This is a genomic window from Staphylococcus aureus (assembly GCF_001027105.1).
Classification (GTDB): domain Bacteria; phylum Bacillota; class Bacilli; order Staphylococcales; family Staphylococcaceae; genus Staphylococcus; species Staphylococcus aureus.
The window spans coordinates 1,953,389-1,969,938 of sequence record NZ_CP011526.1; the positions used below are offsets into that span (position 1 = coordinate 1,953,389).

At 32.5% G+C, this 16,550-nt stretch carries 17 protein-coding genes; 3 read left to right on the forward strand and 14 right to left on the reverse strand.

Translation table 11 applies throughout. The annotated features are described in order from the left end of the window. Positions 1–488 precede the first annotated feature (488 nt). The 4 genes from AA076_RS09865 to murT all read right to left on the reverse strand — a co-directional run bounded on the left by AA076_RS09865 (position 489) and on the right by murT (position 3,173). The gene (locus AA076_RS09865) at positions 489–902 is read right to left on the reverse strand and encodes a hypothetical protein (RefSeq protein WP_001549145.1); all 414 of its coding nucleotides are present in this window, start codon (positions 900–902) and stop codon (positions 489–491) included. A gap of 28 nt (positions 903–930) precedes the next feature. Further along, on the reverse strand, positions 931–1,041 hold the full coding sequence (locus AA076_RS15290; protein ID WP_001790257.1) for a hypothetical protein: 111 nt from the start codon (positions 1,039–1,041) through the stop codon (positions 931–933). An 85-nt stretch (positions 1,042–1,126) separates the two neighbouring features. Further along, entirely contained in the window at positions 1,127–1,858 is a 732-nt protein-coding gene (gatD, locus tag AA076_RS09875) for a lipid II isoglutaminyl synthase subunit GatD (protein WP_000544969.1), read from the reverse strand. Position 1,859: 1 nt separating this feature from the next. After that, a complete protein-coding gene (gene murT / locus AA076_RS09880; protein ID WP_001250336.1) occupies positions 1,860–3,173 on the reverse strand; it encodes a lipid II isoglutaminyl synthase subunit MurT in 1,314 nt (437 codons plus the stop codon). A gap of 291 nt (positions 3,174–3,464) precedes the next feature. Between murT and ftnA the strand changes: the two genes are divergently transcribed. Beyond that, positions 3,465–3,965, forward strand: coding sequence for an H-type ferritin FtnA (gene ftnA, locus AA076_RS09885; protein WP_000949467.1), 501 nt, complete (start codon positions 3,465–3,467; stop codon positions 3,963–3,965). An 81-nt stretch (positions 3,966–4,046) separates the two neighbouring features. Here the strand turns inward: ftnA and AA076_RS15295 are convergent, their stop codons facing one another. Next, positions 4,047–4,139, reverse strand: coding sequence for a hypothetical protein (locus tag AA076_RS15295; protein ID WP_001790679.1), 93 nt, complete (start codon positions 4,137–4,139; stop codon positions 4,047–4,049). A 214-nt stretch (positions 4,140–4,353) separates the two neighbouring features. Between AA076_RS15295 and AA076_RS09895 the strand changes: the two genes are divergently transcribed. Next, complete coding sequence (locus AA076_RS09895; protein WP_000613733.1) at positions 4,354–4,908, forward strand: 3'-5' exonuclease; 555 nt, start codon at positions 4,354–4,356, stop codon at positions 4,906–4,908. A 67-nt stretch (positions 4,909–4,975) separates the two neighbouring features. Here the strand turns inward: AA076_RS09895 and dinB are convergent, their stop codons facing one another. The 8 genes from dinB to gatC form a co-directional block, all read right to left on the reverse strand. Next, a complete protein-coding gene (gene dinB / locus AA076_RS09900; protein WP_001836289.1) occupies positions 4,976–6,046 on the reverse strand; it encodes a DNA polymerase IV in 1,071 nt (356 codons plus the stop codon). Between the two features lie 246 nt (positions 6,047–6,292). Continuing rightward, a complete protein-coding gene (locus AA076_RS09905; protein WP_000548781.1) occupies positions 6,293–6,823 on the reverse strand; it encodes a DUF3267 domain-containing protein in 531 nt (176 codons plus the stop codon). 169 nt (positions 6,824–6,992) lie between these two features. After that, positions 6,993–8,354 carry a 23S rRNA (uracil(1939)-C(5))-methyltransferase RlmD gene (gene rlmD / locus AA076_RS09910; RefSeq protein ID WP_001836290.1) on the reverse strand — a complete coding sequence of 454 codons (1,362 nt, stop codon included), beginning with the start codon at positions 8,352–8,354 and terminating at the stop codon, positions 6,993–6,995. A gap of 80 nt (positions 8,355–8,434) precedes the next feature. Further along, the gene (locus AA076_RS09915) at positions 8,435–9,382 is read right to left on the reverse strand and encodes a diacylglycerol kinase (protein ID WP_001231451.1); all 948 of its coding nucleotides are present in this window, start codon (positions 9,380–9,382) and stop codon (positions 8,435–8,437) included. Between the two features lie 582 nt (positions 9,383–9,964). Then, positions 9,965–10,111 carry a hypothetical protein gene (locus AA076_RS15305; protein WP_001797372.1) on the reverse strand — a complete coding sequence of 49 codons (147 nt, stop codon included), beginning with the start codon at positions 10,109–10,111 and terminating at the stop codon, positions 9,965–9,967. 39 nt (positions 10,112–10,150) lie between these two features. Continuing rightward, on the reverse strand, positions 10,151–11,578 hold the full coding sequence (gene gatB / locus AA076_RS09925) for an Asp-tRNA(Asn)/Glu-tRNA(Gln) amidotransferase subunit GatB (protein WP_000545370.1): 1,428 nt from the start codon (positions 11,576–11,578) through the stop codon (positions 10,151–10,153). Positions 11,579–11,590: 12 nt separating this feature from the next. After that, positions 11,591–13,048, reverse strand: a complete 1,458-nt coding sequence (gene gatA, locus AA076_RS09930; protein WP_000027928.1) for an Asp-tRNA(Asn)/Glu-tRNA(Gln) amidotransferase subunit GatA — start codon at positions 13,046–13,048, stop codon at positions 11,591–11,593. Between the two features lies 1 nt (position 13,049). Further along, positions 13,050–13,352 (reverse strand): Asp-tRNA(Asn)/Glu-tRNA(Gln) amidotransferase subunit GatC, encoded by a 303-nt coding sequence (gene gatC, locus AA076_RS09935; RefSeq protein WP_000170162.1) that lies wholly within the window; start codon positions 13,350–13,352, stop codon positions 13,050–13,052. A 366-nt stretch (positions 13,353–13,718) separates the two neighbouring features. On the opposite strand from gatC, the gene putP reads away from it, so the two are divergent. Next, entirely contained in the window at positions 13,719–15,257 is a 1,539-nt protein-coding gene (gene putP, locus AA076_RS09940) for a sodium/proline symporter PutP (RefSeq protein WP_000957020.1), read from the forward strand. An 88-nt stretch (positions 15,258–15,345) separates the two neighbouring features. Here the strand turns inward: putP and AA076_RS09945 are convergent, their stop codons facing one another. Continuing rightward, positions 15,346–16,545, reverse strand: a complete 1,200-nt coding sequence (locus tag AA076_RS09945) for a CamS family sex pheromone protein (protein ID WP_000831698.1) — start codon at positions 16,543–16,545, stop codon at positions 15,346–15,348. Between the last annotated feature and the right edge of the window lie 5 nt (positions 16,546–16,550).

Below are 16,550 nucleotides of genomic sequence, written 5' to 3' on the forward strand. Positions count from 1 at the left end.
TTAAGTACCTTATGCTAATTGGCACCATGGGAGTGGGACAGAAATGATATTTTCATAAAATTTATTTCGTCGTCCCACCCCAACTCGCTTTGCCTGTAGAATTTCTTTTCGAAATTCTCTGTGTTGGGGCCCACACCCCAACTTGCATTGTCTGTAGAAATTGGGAATCCAATTTCTCTTTGTTGGGGCCCACACCCCAACTTGCATTGTCTGTAGAAATTGGGAATCCAATTTCTCTTTGTTGGGGCCCCTGACTAGAATTGAAAAAAGCTTGTTACAAGCGCATTTTCGTTCAGTCAACTACTGCCAATATAACTTCGTAGAGCATAGAACATTGATTTATGTCCCCGCCTCTTTTTATCGTATATAGCATGTCCCTTTTTAAAATTACAAGCATAAATATTCAGACTCAAATATAGCCACACGCCTAAACTACGGAGGGATGTGGCTGTCTTTTTTGATTGTAATTACATATCAGATTTAAATCATTAATGTAAAGAGGCTAATTCATTAATAAATTTAGTAAAATCTGATTTAGCAACATTTATCCTTAATGAAATACCAGATTCTGTTGCCATGTTTGAATGCCTTAAACCAGAATCAAAATCAATATAAATACAAAGCAGTTCTTGATTAAAATCAATAATTGTAAAATGTAAATCAGGTTCTATAAAATATATTTCAGTAACAGGATTGTCGCAATCCATATGTTTCAAATTGTCCATGTCACTATCAAAGAGTGCAAATTCAAATTTAACTTCTTGATCTTCGAAAGTTGCACTAGTGTCGAAATAATAAATTTTATTATCTTCTTCGATAACTACATCTTTTAAAATAAATGTTATCGATGTTTTGCTATGTAAATAAGATGCATCTTTTAATATCACTTTAGTAGGCTTCATCGTCAAATTCCTTTCATCATTCATTTTTTCATGTTGCATAATCACCATTACTATTGATAATTCTAGGATAGATACTCATTGTATAATAATTATTCACTAGAACAAAAAAACACACATCAATTTGGTTGTTTCCATCCAAAATAATGTGTGTGTTTATACATATATGATTAATTACTAAACTTCATCGTTTATCAATATTAAATCCATTGATGCGATGTTCAGAGTTAACGAGATTTCTTCTGTCTATTTGCTCTGTCTATTAATACTTGTTTCGCTTGTATTTCCGCTTCATTATCTATTTCTTTAGGCTCAAACGGAATACCCTTACGTTCACAAGCTTTTTCTAACAGATAATCAGTGATTTCGTAATTTTTAGGTAAAATTGGTCCATGTAAATAAGTACCTAATAAATTTTTATAATGAATGCCTTCTTTTTTATCTTCATCATTATTACCATAACCAAAAGTAACATGACCAAGTGTACCGAAATCATGATATGTTCTACCACCGTGATTTTCAAAACCTACAATAGTTCCAAAAGTATCACTTTCGATAACAATATCTCCTGTTAATCGGTTTGTCTTTGATTCAGTATAAAAATCTAAAATACCTAACCCTTCTAATTCTGTACCATCAGGCGTGATATATTTTTTCCCTAAAAATTGATAGCCTCCACAAATCGTTAATCCCGGCATACCATCTTCAATCGCTTCTTTAAGTGGTGTCTTAATTTTACTTAATTCTTTTGTTGCTAATGCTTGTTCTCTATCACTTCCACCACCGATAAAGAAAATATCACATTCATCAAAGGTAATACCTTCTGTTTCATTGATTTCTACGACATTAACTTTAATATTTCGTTTTTTAGCACGTTGTCTTAAAGCAATAATATTTCCTATATCACTGTATAAATTCAATTTATCTGACATAAAATGATAAATAGTCAATTCATGCATATTATGATTGACCTCCTTCAAACGAACGGTTTAATTGTTCAAGCATAGGCGCTAATGATGTATAGTTTGGTATTGCAACTGTGAAACCTTTATAATCCATAGTCTTTGCCGTTGCTTTATAAATATCACGCTCAACTATAATTGGTACTTCAACCTCTGCTAACTTCAATCGCAATTGAAGTTCTTCTGCTCGTGTACCTGTCACGATGATAGCTTCAATTTGTTGCTTAGATAATTTTTCAAAATCTGCATCATAAATCCATGAAGTATCTCGACCATCTGCAGCGTTATCATTTAGCGAAATAACATACACTTTTTCGCCTTCTAATTGTTCACCAACTGATAAACTTGCATTCATTCCTGCAGGATTTTTAGCTAAATTGATCATCGCTTCTTTTCGTTCTTTTTTAAAGTACTGCATACGACCATTGTCTGATGTATACGTTTCAAAGCCATTTTTAATTGTTTGTTCATTTAACCCTAGCTCTCTTAAAACAGTATATGCTGCTAACGCGTTATAAGCGTTAAAGTCACCTGCAATTTTCATATCATATTTTTCATCATTGATATTTAAATATAAAAACGGTGCCACATCAAAACTTGATATTTCATATTTTGCTTGCTCTCGTTTGAAACCACACTGACAGTGATAATGACCAATTTGATTATAATGAATATAATCGTATTGCAATAAGCGACCACAGTTTGGACAATATCTACTTTCATTCATCGTACTTTGTTCAAATTCATGGGCATGTGCTTTCATACCATAGTACACAATCGTATCACTTGCGATTTTCAAACGACTCACAAATGGATCATCAGCATTTAGCAATAATTTGATGCCTTTATTACTAATTGTCTCTGCAATGTTATTAACCATAATATCAATTTCACCGAAGCGATCCATTTGATCTCTAAAGAAATTAGTAAATACCATCATTGAAGGTGTAACTTCTTTTAACACACGTGGAATCGAACCTTCATCAATTTCGATTACCGCAATTTTAGTCTTAGGTGTTGATTGCATGATGAATGCAGAAGTTATACCTGCAGCCATATTAGCACCTTCATTATTGTGTATAATTTGAATATTATTTGCTTTTAAAGTATGTCCAATTAAGTTTGAAGTCGTTGTTTTACCATTTGTTCCACTGATAAATACAATATCATCAACTTGCTCTGCTAATTTTCTTAATATATCTGTATCCACTTTTCTAGCGATTTGTCCAGGTAAATCTGTTCCTCTTTTACCTACTGCTCTACTTGCTTTACGCGCCAATTTCGCTAGATGGATTGCCGTCCACTGTCTCATGTGTTTCCTCCTCAAATTTCCACTCGCATCATTATAACATGACAAGGCAACTTCAAAAAAGTTTCTCAATCACAAATTGATACAGTGTTTCTAAATTATAATCATTCTCATTTAGATAATTAAAAATGATATTTATTCTCAATTAAATATCGCTAAATGATACATTTTCTCAATTAGAGTGCTAAAATAAGGCATTAAATTATAATTATTATTATTTACAATTGAGAATGAGTTTGTTATACTAAGTTTAATTCATAGTAATTTTAATTTACAAATAAGAGGTGTATCAAAATGTTAAGTAAAAATTTATTAGAAGCATTAAATGATCAAATGAACCATGAGTACTTTGCAGCACACGCATATATGGCAATGGCAGCATACTGTGATAAAGAATCGTACGAAGGATTTGCAAACTTCTTCATTCAACAAGCTAAAGAAGAACGTTTCCATGGACAAAAGATTTATAACTATATTAACGACAGAGGTGCACATGCAGAATTCAGAGCAGTTTCAGCACCAAAAATTGACTTTTCAAGCATACTAGAAACTTTCAAAGACAGCTTATCTCAAGAACAAGAAGTAACAAGACGTTTCTATAACTTATCTGAAATCGCTCGTCAAGATAAAGATTATGCAACTATCTCATTCTTAAACTGGTTCTTAGATGAACAAGTCGAAGAAGAATCAATGTTTGAAACTCACATCAATTATTTAACTCGTATCGGCGATGACAGCAATGCATTATATCTTTACGAAAAAGAACTTGGCGCTCGTACATTCGACGAAGAATAATTAAACATCACTACAATAGACAGATAAATATCATACGACATGATAGGCATTTGGGTCACTTACAATAACCCAATGTCTATATTATTTTGCTTTACGGAGATCACTAGATTCATTTTCTGAATCATTGATCTGCGTTTTTTCATTTTCAAGGCTAATTATTGTATTTTTAGTCATTTATTTTTTAAACTACTAATGTTAATAACTCTAAATTTGATGTTGAATTAATTTGACGATTTTAAAGCATATCATCATTTACTTTTTAATCAGAGTTACATCCAAATGATAGATTTCACGTTATACCTTCACGTATAATATTATGTATCGTTTGTAAGCAAATGACTAAAAGTCTATTAATATATACATTTAATTAATTGAAAGGATTGACTACATGATACAAGATGCGTTTGTTGCACTTGATTTTGAAACAGCAAATGGTAAACGTACAAGTATTTGTTCTGTCGGAATGGTTAAAGTCATTGATAGTCAAATAACAGAAACATTTCATACTCTTGTGAATCCGCAAGACTATTTTTCACAACAAAATATTAAAATTCATGGCATACAACCAGAAGATGTTGAAAATGCACCTACGTTTGACTACGTATTTCCATATATGATGCAATTTATTGCAGATTTACCTGTTGTCGCACATAACGCGGCATTTGATATGAACGTCTTACATCAAAGCATTCAAAATATTGGTTTACCAACTCCAAATTTAACTTACTTTTGTAGTTATCAACTTGCTAAAAGAACCGTTGATTCGTATCGATACGGTTTAAAACATATGATGGAGTTTTATCAATTAGATTTTCATGGTCATCATGATGCATTGAATGATGCCAAAGCATGCGCAATGATTACTTTTAGGCTACTGAAAAATTATGAAAATTTAACATATGTAACTAATATTTATGGTAAAAATCTAAAAGATAAAGGCTAGGACTAAATAAAATACTCCCTTCAAAAGTAAGCATTGTAAAAATGTAAACTTTGCAGGGAGCTTTATTTTATATAAAGTCATATATCGTCATATTTTTATAAGTTGATTGTTCTAAATTACCTACAGTGACACCAATAAGTCGAATTGGTACATCAGGGTCTTTTAAATCGTTATAAAGTAAATATGCAATATTATAAATATCTTCTTCAGAACTAACCGAATCTCTTAAACTCATCTGTTTAGATAGCGTTTCAAATTGATAAGTTTTAATTTTAACCGTTACAGTTTTAGCTGACTTCTGTAATTTATTTAGACGTTCAGCTGTTTCACCTGACAATTCCCATACTTTTCTTAAAATCTCTTCATCATCATTCACGTCTGTTGCAAATGTGCGTTCAGTCCCTACTGATTTTCTTACTCTTGATGATTTCACTTCACTATGGTCAATACCGCGTGCCTTGTTATATAAACCCCGACCTCTTTTTCCAAACAAACGTATTAATTCAAATTCCGTTTTCTCATATAAATCTCTACCGTTAAAAATACCATTATCATGCATTACTTTTTTGGAAGCTTTACCTACGCCTGGAAAATCTCCAATATCCAATGTCATCAAAATATCATGGACATTTTGATAATCAATCACAGTCATACCATCAGGTTTATTCATACCACTCGCTAATTTAGCTAAAAATTTGTTATAAGAAACACCTGCAGATGCTGTTAAATGTGTCTGCTCTAGAATATCTTTTCTAATATACTGAGCAATTTTCGAAGCAGGAAGGTCTGGTCTCACTAATTCTGTAATATCTAAATACGCTTCATCCAATGACATCGGTTCTACCTTATCTGTATAACTTCGGAAAATAGACATAATCTGCGCAGATGTTTCTCGGTAAGCACCAAAATTACTTGTGACAAAGTATCCATTTGGACATAATTTATGCGCTTGTGACATAGGCATTGCTGAATGGACGCCGTATTTTCGTGCTTCATAGGATGCCGTAGAGACAACACCCCTACTGCTTGCTTTACCACCAACAATGACTGGTTTCCCTTTCAATTTGGGGTTATCTCTCATTTCGACTTGTGCAAAAAAATAGTCCATATCTATATGAATAATTCGTCTCTCAGTCAAGTGCTCACCTCCCTACTAATTTTTACTTTTATAACGCACAAAAATATCTCAACATAATTATACGCTGTGTACGATTTTTTTACATAAATCTTGCACTTAGCGATAACTATATTGAGATAACTACAAGTTGTTATAAAATCAATTGCTATTTAAGCATGATGATGAAGACGATTGAGTAAGAAAACATAGGTAATCTGAAATAATTCAAGCAAATTCATTTTGTTGGTATCATCATATTAAAATTTATTATTGAGTCGGCTTTTGATGATACAAATAAATACTATCTTCATCTTGTTGAACATATTTAAAACTACTAGATATTGTTAATGCAACAAGCAGAATATCTATAAAGCAATAAGCGGTATGCATACTAAACATAAAAATAAGTGATGAATAACCAAATACCTTAATTAAAATAAGCAAGCCAGTACTTAATAGGATTAGTGGTGACAGCATAATAATTGAGAATTGCCATTTGTTGAAGCAAGCATCTGCTGTTTGGAATAAGATTCTGTCTTTTTTTATATTAAACATAGGTTTGCTATCTTTTTTAAATAAAAGAAATAATGCTCTATGGATAAGTTCATGTAAAATCAATAAAATAATGAATCCAGCAAACCCATATACAAGATTGATGATGATATTTTGATCGACAACCGCTGTGACACCTAACGCCCACTTATACGTAAATAAAATCACGAATAACGCAATAACAAGTTGCAAGATAATAAACCTTCGCATTTGAAAATTATTTGTCGTTAAATCAATTTTATGCATTACCAACCCTCCCGATCATGACATTCTTATTCTTCTTTAAATATAGTATACAATGTCACATTTAATTTAAAAAGTTCATATCAAGAAAGTAAATTGGCTGTAATAAAATTTTAATATACGACTTCTTTCTTCACTTATTAAGGCGAAATTTTATCTCAAATCATGTGCGCTATTTCAAATTGAATAATGCCACTGTCTCAACATGTGTTGTTTGTGGAAACATATCTACCGGTGTTACCTCTTCAAGTTGATATTTTTCAGCTAATAATAATGCATCACGTTGCTGTGTTGCGGTATTACATGAAATATAGACAATACGCTTAGGTTCTAATGTAAGCAAAGTCTGAATAAACGTTTCGTCACAGCCCTTTCTTGGCGGATCAACCATTACAACATCTGGTTTAATCCCTTGTGCTTTCCATTGTAAAATAACTTCTTCAGCTTTCCCACAGACAAAAGTTGTATTATTGCATTGGTTTATAGTCGCATTTTGTTGTGCGTCTTCAATTGCAGAAGGTACTACTTCAACACCGTATACATGTTTTGCAAGTGGTGCCATATATAGCCCTATTGTTCCAATACCACAATAGGTATCTAATACAACTTCATTACCTGTCAATTGCGCATACTCAATTGCTTTATTATATAATTTCTCTGTTTGTTCAGAATTAATTTGGTAGAATGACTGATCACTTATTTTAAATGTACTATCTGTTAATTGATCAATAATTGTATCTTTACCATATAGCGTTATAGATTGACGTCCCATAATAACATTAGAGTGGCTATCATTAATGTTTTGTTTAATGCTTGTCACATTAGGAAATGCATCTAATATCTTCTCAACAACAGCATTTTTTTGTGGCCACTTTTTACCATTAGTTACAAAAATAATCATCATTTCGTCTGTATGATATCCTGTTCTTACAACCAAATGTCTCATTAAACCTTTTTTCAATTGTTCTTGATAAATACTTACATTTAAATCTTTTAAAATAGATTTAACTTCATTCATCACTTCTTGATGTTGTGAATCTTGTATTAAACAACTTTCCATGTCAATAATGTCATGGCTTCTTTGACGATAAAAGCCCATAATAACTTCATTCTGTTCATTCTTACCAACTGGAATCTGGGACTTGTTTCGATATCTCCAAGGATCTGTCATGCCAACTGTATCGTTAATCTTAGAATTATCAAAATGCGCTTTTCGCTGAAACAAATTAATCACTTGTTCCTTTTTCATTTCAAGTTGTGCTTCGTATGATAAGTGTTGAAGTTGGCACCCACCACAACGTTCATAATATATACATGGCGGTGCAACACGATTCTCACTTCTCGTATTTATATTAAGCAACTTACCTATCGCAAAGTTCTTTTTTACTTTGATAATTTTATATTCAATTTGTTCATTAATTAAAGCTTGTGGTATGAAAATAGGAAAGCGATCTATTTTTACGACACCATGGCCTTCATGCGTTAAATCAACAACTGTTCCCGTTTTTATGTCATTTTTAGCTATTGCTTGCAAAATTTTACCTCCAAAATGAACAGGTTAGGAACAAAATTATGCGCTTCCTAACCTGCCATTATATATTTCACTATTTCTGTTTATTCTTCGATTAAATTGTCATCAACATGATCATTATTTATTAACTCTTCATTTACAATATCATTAGGTGCAAAGACATCTATATGACGTTCTAGATTTAAGAAATTCGCTGGTAATTTACCACCATATTCTCCATCTACATTTAGTTGTAAGTCTGTGAATGATGAAATATTAATTGCCTTTGCTTTTTCATAAATAACTTTAGGATGCTTAGTATGTTCTCCTCTTGAAGCTAAAGTCATAATATGACCAAGTTCTGCAAGGTTTGATTTTTCAACTATAATTAACGTAAAATAGCCGTCATCTAACTTAGCGTCCGGCACTAATTTTTCAAATCCTGCCATTGAATTTGTTAAACCTAAAAAGAATAATAATGCTTCTCCTTGGAAAACATTACCATCATATTCAATTCTTAAATCTACAGCTTTCATTTGAGGTAACATTTCGAAACCTTTGATGTAATAAGCAAATGGACCAACAATAGATTTCAATTTACTCGGTGTTTCATAAGAGACTTGCGTCAATTGTCCGCCTGCAGCTAAATTAATAAAGTATCGATTATTCATTTTACCAATATCTACTTTAGTAGAATGACCTTCAATGATGACATCAAGTGCCCCCATGATGTCATTAGGTATATGCAATGCACGTCCAAAGTCATTAACAGTACCCATAGGAATGACACCTAGCTTAGGACGATTAGGCTTTTCTGCGATACCATTAACTACTTCATTTAATGTTCCATCACCACCTGCAGCGATTAATACATCATAATTTTCATGCATAGCTCTTTCTGCTTCAAGTGTGGCATCACCTATTTTCTCGGTTGCATATGCACTCGTTTCATATCCCGCTTTTTCTAATTTTATTAAGGCATCAGGTAATTCTCTTTTAAATAGCTCTTTACCTGATGTCGGGTTATAAATGATTCTAGCACGTTTCCTCATATCTTATCCCTCTACTTAAAATTCATATATTTTAACTTCATCTTTGTTTCGTCTAATAGGGAGTGGGACAGAAATAATATTTAACAAAATTTATTTCGTTCTACCCCAACTTGCATTGTCTGTAGAATTTCCTTTCGAAATTCTCTATGTTGGGGCCCCACCCCAACTTGCACATTATTGTAAGCTGACAGAAAGTCAGCTTCTTTGTTTGGGGGCCCCGCCAACTTGCACATTATTGTAAGCTGACAGAAAGTCAGCTTCTATGTTGGGGCCCCACTAGAATTGAAAAAAGCTTGTTACAAGCGTATTTTCTTTCAGTCAACTACAGCCAATATAACATTGTAGTGCCTAGGACATTGAATTTATGACCCAGGCTCAGTCTTATTTCATCATTCTTAATATCGTTAAAGACCAACTTGTATCTTAAACAAATACTATCTCAATATGTACAAAGCTTGTTATTTATTCAGCATTTTTTGCCGTTCTTCATTATATAGACTTCGTCAGTTATGCTATTTTACCTTTAAAATGATGTTGTAAATATAATGTTGTCTTTATACAAAAATGTTTTATACCTTTTTATTATACAGTTTGCCTTAATATAATTAAAGCTAACGCATTAATAAAATTAATATTTTTACCATTAACATGTACAATGAATAAAGTTAAAAGTAATTTGACTTCTATAGATATAAATAAACCCTCGATTGCATCTAAGTCAGCAATCAAGGGTTTATTTTTTAAATCTTCATAGTTTGATGATTTAAATTATCTTTTATCTAATTCTTGTTTTAATAGTTGATTTACTAATTGTGGATTAGCTTGACCTTTAGACGCTTTCATAATTTGACCAACTAAGAAGCCCATAGCTTTGCCTTTACCATTTTTGTAATCTTCAACTGATTGTTCGTTATTGTCTAATGCTTCATTTACAAATTTTAGAAGTGTTGCTTCATCAGAAATTTGAACTAAGCCATTATCTTCCATAATCTGTTTAGCATTACCACCTTTAGCTGCTAACTCTGGGAAGACTTTCTTCGCAATTTTACTGCTCATTGTTCCGTCTTCGATAAGTTTAATCATACCTGCTAAATTTTCTGGTGTTAATTTAGTATCTAATAATTCTACTTGATTTTTATTTAAATATTCGTTTACGCCACCCATTAACCAGTTAGATGTTAATTTAACATCTGCACCGTGTTCAATTGTTGATTCAAAGAAATCTGACATTTCTTTAGTCAATGTTAATACGTGTGCATCGTATGCAGGTAAACCTAATTCATTTACATACTTAGCTTTACGTTCATCTGGTAATTCAGGAATTGTCTGACGAACACGCTCTTTCCAAGCATCATCAATATATAAAGGTACAATGTCAGGCTCTGGGAAGTAACGGTAATCATCAGAACCTTCTTTAACACGCATTAAAATTGTTTTACCTGTAGATTCATCAAATCGACGTGTTTCTTGTCCGATTTCTCCACCATTTAACAATTCTTCTTCTTGGCGTTTTTCTTCATATTCTAAACCTTTACGTACATAGTTAAATGAGTTTAAGTTTTTCAATTCGGCTTTAGTACCAAATTTTTCTTGACCATATGGACGTAAAGAGATGTTAGCATCACAACGTAAAGATCCCTCTTCCATCTTAACGTCTGATACACCAGTGTATTGAATAATTGAACGCAATTTTTCTAAATATGCATATGCTTCTTTAGGTGAACGAATATCTGGTTCAGATACGATTTCAATTAGCGGTGTACCTTGACGGTTCAAGTCAACTAATGAATACTCACCTTTATGTGTTGACTTACCAGCATCTTCTTCCATGTGAAGACGAGTAATACCGATTCGTTTTGTTTCACCGTCGACTTCGATATCGATATATCCATTTTCACCAATTGGTTGATCAAATTGAGAAATTTGATATGCTTTTGGATTATCTGGATAGAAATAGTTCTTACGGTCAAACTTAGATTCTGTTGCGATTTCCATATTTAGTGCCATTGCAGCACGCATTGCCCAGTCTACTGCACGCTTATTAACAACTGGTAAGACACCTGGATATGCTAAGTCGATAACATTTGTATTTGAGTTAGGTTCTGCTCCAAAATGCGCTGGTGATGGAGAAAACATTTTTGAGTCCGTTTTTAACTCTACGTGAACTTCAAGTCCTATAACTGTTTCAAAATGCATGATTTCCACTCCTTATAATTTTTCATAAACGTCATGTAAATTGTATTGTGTTTCATATTGATAAGCGACACGATATAACGTTTTTTCATCGAATGGTTTACCAATGAACTGTAAACCGATTGGTCGGCCATTTGATTGTCCACAAGGAACAGAAATACCAGGTAATCCAGCTAAGTTTACTGGTGTTGTTAATAAATCATTGGCATACATTGTTAATGGATCATCAATTTCTTCACCTAAATTAAACGCAGTTGTAGGCGCTGTTGGACCAACTACTACATCATAATTTTCGAATACTTTATCAAAGTCATTTTTAATCAATGTTCTAACTTTTTGAGATTTTTTATAGTAAGCATCATAGTAACCTGAACTTAATGCAAATGTACCTAAGAAAATACGACGTTTTACTTCTTTACCGAAACCTTCAGATCTTGACATTTTATATAATTCTTCTAATGAATGAGCTTCTTTAGAATGATAACCATAACGAATTCCGTCAAAACGAGAAAGGTTTGACGAAGCTTCTGATGATGCAATCACGTAATATGATGGAATACCAAATTTAGTATTTGGCAATGATACTTCCTCAACGACAGCACCTAAAGATTTTAAAGTTTCTACAGCGTTTTGAACTGCTTCTTTTACGTCATCAGCTACACCTTCACCTAAGTATTCTTTAGGTAATGCAACTTTTAATCCTTTAATATCTTTACCAATTTCAGATGTAAAGTCTACATCATCAACTGGTGCACTTGTAGAGTCATTAACATCTGCACCAGAAATAGCTTCTAATACGATTGCATTATCTTTTACATTTCGAGTCAATGGACCAATTTGGTCTAATGAAGATGCAAAAGCAACTAATCCAAATCGAGATACACGACCGTATGTTGGTTTCATACCGACAACGCCACAATATGCAGCCGGTTGTCTAATTGAACCACCTGTGTCTGAACCTAAGCTAAATGGTACTAAGCCAGCTGCAACTGCTGCTGCAGATCCACCTGATGAACCACCTGGCACTGCTTTATGGTCAAATGGGTTAACTGTTTTTTTGAAATAAGATGTTTCTGTTGAACCACCCATTGCAAACTCATCCATATTTAATTTACCGATTAAAACGGCATTTTCATTATGTAGTTTTTCCATTACAGTAGATTCGTAAATTGGCACAAAACCTTCTAACATTTTACTTGCACATGTTGTTTCTAATCCGTTTGTAATAATGTTATCTTTTATACCCATTGGAATACCAAATAATTTGCCATCCATTTGATCTTTTGCTTGTAATTCATCCAATTCTTGCGCTTTTTTGATTGCATTTTCTTTATCCAGCGCTAGAAAAGACTTAATTGTTGGATCAGTCTCTTCAATTGCATCATATATATCTTTAACAACATCAGATGGTTTGATTTTTTTGTCTTTTATTAAAGTTAATAAATTCTCAACCGATTCGTAGCGAATGCTCATCTTACGCGTCCTCCTCATTCATGATTGTAGGCACTTTAAATTGTCCATCTTCTGTTTCTTTGGCATTTTTCAAAGCTAATTCTTGTGGAATACCTTTAATTGCTTTATCTTCACGTAAAACGTTTTGTAAATCTAAAACGTGATATGTAGGTTCAACGCCTTCTGTATCAGCGCTATCATTTTGTTTTGCAAAATCTAAAATGCTTTCTAATGTGTTGGCCATTTCTTCCGTTTCTTCAGGAGAAATTTGAAGTCTTGCAAGATTCGCGATATGCTCAACTTCTTCACGTGTTACTTTTGTCATTAATAAAAGCCTCCTTTAAGTCATTCATCACTAAATTGTATCAAATTTCCAATTAAAAATCTAAGTATTTATGAGGTGCTACTTTAATTACATATAAACTGTATAAACATTATCATTCGTTTATCAAATCATTTTTTATGAAAACAACACTCTTTTAATATTAGACAACCCAATTCAATATTATGATTATGCAATTTTAATTATAAAAATTTGCTCATATCCAAAAAATACGAAAGCGCTTTCTATATTGGTATGCAAGTATTTCAAAAAGAATAAATTTAATTTTCCTACTTTTCTAAACATTTATCTTTATGTATAATGTTTTCAAGTAACTAAATTATAAATTAAATAAAGGGAGTGTTTATCATGCTTACAATGGGGACAGCATTAAGTCAACAAGTAGATGCCAATTGGCAAACTTATATTATGATTGCCGTCTACTTCTTGATACTAATCGTTATTGGCTTTTACGGTTACAAGCAAGCAACTGGTAACCTAAGCGAGTACATGTTAGGTGGACGTAGTATTGGACCGTATATTACTGCATTATCAGCTGGAGCTTCAGATATGAGTGGATGGATGATTATGGGGCTACCTGGTTCTGTCTATAGCACTGGTCTATCAGCTATGTGGATTACAATCGGTTTAACATTAGGTGCTTATATAAATTACTTTGTTGTTGCTCCTAGACTTCGTGTTTATACCGAATTAGCTGGAGATGCAATTACATTACCAGATTTCTTTAAAAATCGTTTAAACGATAAAAATAATGTGTTAAAGATTATTTCTGGATTGATTATCGTAGTATTCTTTACATTATATACACATTCTGGTTTCGTATCTGGTGGTAAACTATTTGAAAGTGCTTTTGGATTAGATTATCATTTCGGTTTAATATTAGTTGCTTTCATTGTCATTTTCTATACTTTCTTTGGTGGATATTTAGCTGTATCAATTACAGATTTCTTCCAAGGTGTCATTATGTTAATTGCGATGGTTATGGTCCCTATTGTTGCTATGATGAATTTAAACGGCTGGGGAACGTTTCATGATGTAGCAGCTATGAAACCTACAAATTTAAATTTATTTAAAGGGTTATCATTTATAGGAATTATCTCTCTATTTTCATGGGGATTAGGTTATTTCGGTCAACCTCATATCATTGTAAGGTTTATGTCTATTAAATCACACAAGATGCTACCTAAAGCTAGACGTTTAGGTATTAGCTGGATGGCTGTTGGTTTATTAGGCGCTGTGGCTGTTGGTTTAACAGGTATTGCATTCGTACCTGCTTATCATATTAAACTAGAAGATCCTGAGACATTATTCATCGTGATGAGTCAAGTACTCTTCCATCCTCTTGTAGGTGGTTTCTTACTTGCTGCGATTCTAGCTGCAATTATGAGCACGATTTCTTCACAATTACTTGTAACATCTAGTTCACTAACGGAAGACTTTTATAAATTAATTCGTGGTGAAGAAAAAGCTAAAACGCACCAAAAAGAATTTGTTATGATTGGAAGATTATCTGTATTAGTTGTAGCAATTGTTGCCATCGCGATTGCATGGAATCCAAACGACACAATTCTAAACTTAGTAGGTAACGCTTGGGCCGGATTTGGTGCATCGTTCAGTCCACTTGTGCTATTTGCACTTTACTGGAAAGGTTTGACACGTGCCGGTGCTGTAAGTGGAATGGTTTCAGGTGCCTTAGTCGTTATCGTTTGGATTGCGTGGATTAAACCATTGGCACATATCAACGAAATATTCGGCTTATATGAAATTATTCCTGGATTTATTGTAAGTGTAATCGTTACATATGTTGTAAGTAAACTTACTAAAAAACCTGGTGCATTTGTTGAAACTGACTTAAACAAAGTTCGTGACATCGTTAGAGAAAAATAATTCATAAGTCTTAACAAATTAAAAAGGTACTAATGTTAATCAAAATTATGACTAACATTGGTACCTTTTTATTATCTTTAATTTACAATTAATTACTGTAAATATGAACTTGCGGTTCTTTGTCATCTTTTGTCTTACTAATTAAAGCACGTGGTTGGTTACCATCTTTAATACGAATTTCATAGTTATCGATTTTATCGAAATATTTATTCGCTTGTTCAGTAACGTACTGTGTAATACCAATTGTTTCAGCTTGTCCATAGTAATCGATTGGTAAATCTACTACTAATCGTTGTGGCTTTTTATCAACAAATTTAACTTTCCCTACTGCTTGTGTGAAATTAGAAAAATATGATTGCAAATTATCATTAAATTGCTTGAAATTATTATTTAAATTTTCATCATAATCTGCTGCTGTTGAAGAAGGTAATAAAGCTGATTTTTCATTGATATTATGCCATTCATTAAGCTTTGTTTGACTCTTTTCTGCAGTCGCTTGAGTGATAAATTCACCTGGTGTGATTGAATCTTCACTTGATTGCTTATAAATTGCAAAATGAATTGGTATATCTTTTAAATCATCATTTTCACGTAACCTTGATAATATCTCACTAGCCATTTGTTTACCTTGCTTTTTAACTTCGCTATCATCTAGTTTTTTACTAAAAGTCGATCCATCTTTTTCTTTTTTATAGTAATAAACACTATTCATAGCTAAACCAATCGTCATACCTTTAATATTCTTACCTTTTGTATCTCCACCACCATAAAAATCTTGCTCTAAAATGTTAGATAAATAGGCTGGTGATTTTTCTGCAATCTTTTCAGGATCTGTTTCACCTTCGTGTGATGGATTAAGTCCTAAATTTTCATTCGCTTTCTTGTCTTTTTTATCTTTTTCAGACATTTTATCGATTTCACGTTTTGTATACTTAGGATTTAAATAGGCATTAATTGTTTTCTTGTCCAAAAATTGACCATCTTGATACAAATATTTATCTGTTGGAAATACTTCTTTACTTAAGTTCAATAAACCATCTTCAAAGTCGCCGCCATTATAACTATTTGCCATGTTATCTTGTAAAAGTCCTCTTGCCTGGCTTTCTTTAAATGGTAACAATGTACGATAGTTATCACCTTGTACATTTTTATCCGTTGCAATTTCTTTTACTTGATTTGAACTATTGTTATGTTTTTGATTATCTTTTCCAGCCTGGTCATCCTTATGGTTACCACAAGCAGCGAGTATAAAGATAGCTGTAATCAATAATACTAATGTACGCTTCATCGACA

Excerpts from the sequence above, each read along its gene's own strand:
- AA076_RS09865 (WP_001549145.1), bottom strand. The coding sequence starts at position 902 with ATGAAGCCTACTAAAGTGATATTAAAAGATGCATCTTATTTACATAGC.
- gatD (WP_000544969.1), bottom strand. The coding sequence starts at position 1,858 with ATGCATGAATTGACTATTTATCATTTTATGTCAGATAAATTGAATTTA.
- murT (WP_001250336.1), bottom strand. The coding sequence starts at position 3,173 with ATGAGACAGTGGACGGCAATCCATCTAGCGAAATTGGCGCGTAAAGCA.
- ftnA (WP_000949467.1), top strand. The coding sequence starts at position 3,465 with ATGTTAAGTAAAAATTTATTAGAAGCATTAAATGATCAAATGAACCAT.
- AA076_RS15295 (WP_001790679.1), bottom strand. The coding sequence starts at position 4,139 with ATGACTAAAAATACAATAATTAGCCTTGAAAATGAAAAAACGCAGATC.
- AA076_RS09895 (WP_000613733.1), top strand. The coding sequence starts at position 4,354 with ATGATACAAGATGCGTTTGTTGCACTTGATTTTGAAACAGCAAATGGT.
- AA076_RS09905 (WP_000548781.1), bottom strand. The coding sequence starts at position 6,823 with ATGCATAAAATTGATTTAACGACAAATAATTTTCAAATGCGAAGGTTT.
- AA076_RS09915 (WP_001231451.1), bottom strand. The coding sequence starts at position 9,382 with ATGAGGAAACGTGCTAGAATCATTTATAACCCGACATCAGGTAAAGAG.
- gatB (WP_000545370.1), bottom strand. The coding sequence starts at position 11,578 with ATGCATTTTGAAACAGTTATAGGACTTGAAGTTCACGTAGAGTTAAAA.
- gatA (WP_000027928.1), bottom strand. The coding sequence starts at position 13,048 with ATGAGCATTCGCTACGAATCGGTTGAGAATTTATTAACTTTAATAAAA.
- gatC (WP_000170162.1), bottom strand. The coding sequence starts at position 13,352 with ATGACAAAAGTAACACGTGAAGAAGTTGAGCATATCGCGAATCTTGCA.
- putP (WP_000957020.1), top strand. The coding sequence starts at position 13,719 with ATGCTTACAATGGGGACAGCATTAAGTCAACAAGTAGATGCCAATTGG.
- AA076_RS09945 (WP_000831698.1), bottom strand. The coding sequence starts at position 16,545 with ATGAAGCGTACATTAGTATTATTGATTACAGCTATCTTTATACTCGCT.